The sequence below is a fragment of the Novipirellula sp. genome (assembly GCF_041583735.1).
Lineage (GTDB): Bacteria > Planctomycetota > Planctomycetia > Pirellulales > Pirellulaceae > Novipirellula.
Map to the genome: position 1 here is coordinate 1 of NZ_JBFHFD010000632.1, position 5,029 is coordinate 5,029.

Genomic DNA, 5,029 nt, shown 5'->3' on the forward strand with positions numbered 1-5,029 from the left:
TCGTGCAAACTTCGAATCGCGATCTTCAAAATTCGCGAGTTCCAATGCGTTCGATTCGTTTGTCATCAATTGCTTCGAGCTGATTTTTTCTGGCGAACGGGTTGGGCCTGCATGAGGTTAAAAGATGTAGGGTTTGAAAATGGGGATGCACGCAGGCTCCGTCGTAGTCGTCAGCCCTCCACGGCATGTTTATTTTCCTGTCACCCATTTTCCTGTATTCCCTTTTACACGGATCAGCAGGAGTCTTTCGGGCTATTAGCCGCTTAGGCTAACGCTGTGATGCCACCAGCCTGGCGAGCGTAGCTACCCAGCGGAAATGGCGTGAGGCAGCGGCTCGCCGTGACCAAGTTTGGACGTGCCTGCGTTCTTCCATTTTCTAACCTTCCATTTTTTAACCTTTCTGCGAATCTCCAACGCAAGCAACTTCCCACTGGATGCTATTTCGACATCGGAGCCCCTCATCGCCTGCCCATTACGGAGTTGCCCGCCGCGACACCTGTCGTCCCTCCGGGACTTTGGGTCCTTGTTTTATCGTCGTTCCTCGGGCTCACGCCCGAGGCTACATCCTTTCGCCACTTCGTGGCTGGTCAAATGTCGTGCAAACTTCGAATCGCGATCTTCAAAATTCGCGAGTTCCAATGCGTTCGATTCGTTTGTCATCAATTGCTTCGAGATGATTTTTTCTGGCGAACGGGCTGGCCCTGAATAAGGTTAAAAGATGAAGGGTTAGAAAATGGGGATGCACGCAGGCTCCGTCGTAGTCGTCAGCCCCTACGGCCTCTTCATCTTCCTGTCACCCATTTTCCTGTTTACCCTTTTTCAGCAGGCTGACATACGGTGACGACAAACCGAGACAGCCCCCTTTCGCGTCAAGTCGATTGCGTCCGAGCGTCACTCACCGACGACTTCCCATCGGCCCCACAACTTGGGTGTTAGTTCTGCTTCGCTCGGAACATCGGCGGTGATCGCGGTGGCTTTATTGGACCAGTAAACTCGCTGATTTGTCTGACCGCCGTTGCCACGCAGCACGCCGAGATCGGCGTGATAGGTTTCGCCAATCGCCGGCTGCCACTCGAGCAAACTCAGCGGCACCTGCACTTCATAATTGCCAGTGCCGTCGCTCGCCAATTTCAGCTTGTCGCTGACATCTTGGACGCTGTCCAGATAGATCGTTCGCCATGGACTGCTGAACGCAACCGGTTGTTGGGTCCCAGGAACACTCGCTCGATACAGCAGTGCTCGCGTCTTGCCTTTGACCTGTGTCACCAGCAGTCGCAAGTCGCCGGGGGCCGGTTCCGCACGATCGGCTTTCGCCGCGAGGTCGGTGCCGAGCATGATGTCAAGCGCGCCGCCGGTTTTGAACAACGCTTGCGGTGTTTCACCGCTGTTGGTGAGAAGGTCTTTCTCGTTGGTGCGCCAGGCGGCGAAGAGTTGATCGCCGACAATGGTTACCGCGGCGCTCGCGTCATAAGGACGTGAATCGCTATTGAAGTTTGCCTTGGTACCACGTCGGTCGATGGGTGCCCAGTCGGTTGTCGGCGTCCAATCGTCCAGACGACCGTCGACCTGCGGAGCGGTGGATCGCAGGGTGACCTTGAGGGTGCCGCTGCCGAGGACTGATTGACGCGTTGCCTCGGTTTGCACGAACCACTCGCGGGCCTTTGCCAAATCGCCGGTGGTAACCGTCAATGGTTGTGCCGAAATACGGTGGATGGAATCGAGCCCCGCGACTCGCACTAGGCTGACGCGGCCGCCATCGACGACAAAGACTTCCCCGTCGGCGGTTTGGGTAATGCTGGGCCAAAAGTTTTCGTCGTGCAGTGATACGTTGCTGACATCCATGCCGCGCACGGCTTGCGGCATCGCCCAATTAGGCCGCAAGCGAATGTCGTGAAATAGCGTCGCCACGAACAGACCATCGGCAGTGAACAAATACATGTTTCCCATGTTGCCGTTGATGGCAAAGATCGAACCAGCGTCGCCGCGTGGGCGGATCCAGCCACCGAGCAGACGCGTGGTGCCAATCACCATGCCGGGCTGGTCTGGAATCGCCGCCTCATGACTGGCGTGCAGACCGGGCCACACATTGGGATAGGTCCAGCGTGCTTGACCGCCCAACGATCCACCCAAGCCATAAGGCGAGAATGGCTCCGGAGCAACGGTGTGAATTGTCCAGCCGCCAGGTTCGGTAAGGGCTTGGTCGCCACCGGACGATTGCGGTCGCTGCGAACCGGTCAGCAGCACTTGCGGCGCAGCAAGATCGTAAAGTGGAGCACCGTGCTGATTGAACTTGATTGGTGTGAATTGAACCGTTTGTTCGCCCCAACGAGCCACCACCATCGAAAGGTCCGACTGGGTGGTGACGCCAGAGCAAGAGACGTTGCTGATCTGAACTTCGCTGGGCTGCGGCAATCCATCACCGTTGGCATCGGACCACGCAAACGCCGCCGGATTGCGATTTCCATCTGCTTGTGGGTCCGCCCCCTCGGGCCAACACACATCAAATGGCTCGGTCTCGAGAATCGGCCATTCGTGAGCATTGCCTAGCGCCGCCACTAAATCGACCGTCGCACCGGCATCTCGCCAAACAAAACTGACGCCGTCTCCATTGGTCGGATTGTGAGTGAAGCAACTTGTGAAATAACGCTCACCGCGACGTGCGTCAGGGTACAACGGCGTATCTGGCGAATACGGACCGTAATGCGCTTCCATCAGAGGCGAAGGCCGATAGAAAACACGGACCAACGTGTCGGTACCGGCTTGCCAGTTGAGGCGAAACTCCTGTCCCTTGTAAAAGAAACGAGTCTTGTCTTGCGGATCAAGCACACCACCGCCACCATATTCGCCGGGACCATAGAACGCCCGCAACAACTCGGACTGGGGCGACCAAAGTGAGACTCGCTTGGGATGAAAGTCGTTCTCGGCAACCCACAGACGGCCTTGGCTATCGATACCGAGACCGTTGGGATGATTCATGTGCAGCGGATCATACAGACCTGTTTTCGGCTCGCCCGATTTACCAAGCGTGCGTAACAATCTGCCGTCCGGTGAGAAAACCTTGACTTGATGGGAGTGCCCTTGATCGCTGATGTAGTAGTTTGCTTTATCATCCAGGGCGATATGGCGAGGATCATCCAACCCCGTGGTAATGATCGTCTCCGCAGGCAAATCCTGTTTGCCGAAACGCACGAGCTTGGTCCCGCTCAGTGCGAGCAATCGTCCTTGTTGGTCATAGGCCAGCCCGCGTGGGTTTTCGATCGATTGGGTGCGAATCGTCTTTCCGCTGGCAATTTCGATGAATCGAATTTCATTTTGGCGTACAAGCGAACATGCAATGACACCGTCGTGTGCCGCGATACCCGCCAATACAAACTTTCGATCGCCGCCATCAAAGTCGACCAGCCTTGGCAGAGGCTGCGTGCCACGCGGCTGCTTGTCAGGACGTGGATCATCCCCTAGTTGCAGCTTCAGAATCGGCTTGTCTTGGAAGTCACGCGACTTCGCCGTGATGCGAAGCTCACCTTCCCAGATCGAGGCGACGTAGCAGAGGTGATCCGCGACCGCGGCAGGGCCAAGATCGACGGTCAACGTCGGCGCACCGGTCCAATTTCCCCCGACCCAACCTTGGCCGCCAATCTTTGTGCCGTCTTCGGCCAACCATTGCAAACCATGCCCTCCTTCGGCAACGAACGCGCCCATCAAAACGAGCGGTTGGCCATCGCGTGTGCGACGGCCGGGGACACAAGCGATGCTGGTCGGCGGCGTGTGGTTGGTCATCCAGCAACCGGTCTTGTCAGCGGTCTCCCAGGCGGGATGCCCCGCGCTATAAACGCTTTGCTCGTAAGTCAGTTCCAATGGTTTTCGAGCGAGTCCGCGTACCGTGTAGGTGCCCGGCGCGACAAACCGTGTCGGCAGATGATAGAGCCCATGCTGAGCGGCCTCGGGATCCCGCAACAAGTCGTCGCTGCCGTCCCACCAAACGACATTCTCACCGGCCGGGAACTCCGTCTCGCTGACAAGATTGCGGACGCGGCGTCCCTGTTCGTCTTCAATCACCAGCGTGACGACGCTTGGCTCGGCAAGCGTGAACTTAACGGGGATGGGAGGCGGAATCTCCTCGCGGATCGCGGGCAAGTCAACCGAAGTGAGCGGTGCGGTACGAAGCGGCGTCAGCGCCATGATCTCGCCCAGCCAAACACCGCGTCCATCTTTGATCTTGTTGATCAAATGCGAGTGTGTTGCGGTTGAACCGCTGGTAATCCGCAAGCGAATGGCACGTGTTTCAATCTCTTGGTCGAACTCGATCCAATTCGCCCCCAACCCCATTGGATAGTAGGGATCGATGGTGTCCGAGGCTGCGACCTTCCGCCAATCAGTCTCCGCAGCCGATCGAATGGCGGCCTCAGGGGAACCAGCAAAGGCATCCACTTCGGCGGTCGCGAAACCAGCCCACAATAGACATAGTCCTTGCAGCTTCACCGCGCGCGGCCAGACCATCGTGACGATTTCGGGGTGCTCACGCGAAACACGTAGCGTTGCTCCTGACTCACCATTGTCCCACGCGTTCCATTGACGATTGTTTGACTGGTCGTTGAGCAGTTCTGCCGCTTCGGGCCGAGCCGTGGCGGCGACGATACCTTGCGGGGCAAGGTTGGCGAAGCGATCCGAAAGCACCCATGCGCCCCCGAGCCAGCCCGCGGGATTTTGATCGGCGGCCACCGCGACATGCGTGAATCGAATCGCCCGCGTCTTCGTCTCGGCAGGGAGCGTCCAAACGTCATAGTCCTCGCGACTGCGCGGACGTTCCGTCGACAAGCAAGCGGCCGGTTGCCAGTGCGTCTCGTTTCCCAGGTCACCGGGGTACGGCGCGTCGGGCTTGAGGACGCTTAGCGTCGCACCGCCACGCACAAGTAGGGTGCCGATACCGATGGACTCGGTGAATGCAATTCGCAAATGTCGCGGGCCAGGGGCATGGTTGGTGCCAAACTCGACACCGCGCCAATCCGGGCGTTTGTCGCTTGTCCACAGA

The 5,029-nt window shown here is 58.0% G+C and carries 2 protein-coding genes; both read right to left on the reverse strand.

The window, feature by feature from the left end:
- Positions 1-528: 528 nt before the first annotated feature.
- A complete protein-coding gene (locus tag ABX962_RS29855) occupies positions 529-660 on the reverse strand; it encodes a hypothetical protein (protein ID WP_372725007.1) in 132 nt (43 codons plus the stop codon).
- Positions 661-891: 231 nt separating this feature from the next.
- The coding region (locus ABX962_RS29860; protein ID WP_372725009.1) for a hypothetical protein at positions 892-5,029 on the reverse strand (4,138 nt) is incomplete at its 5' end.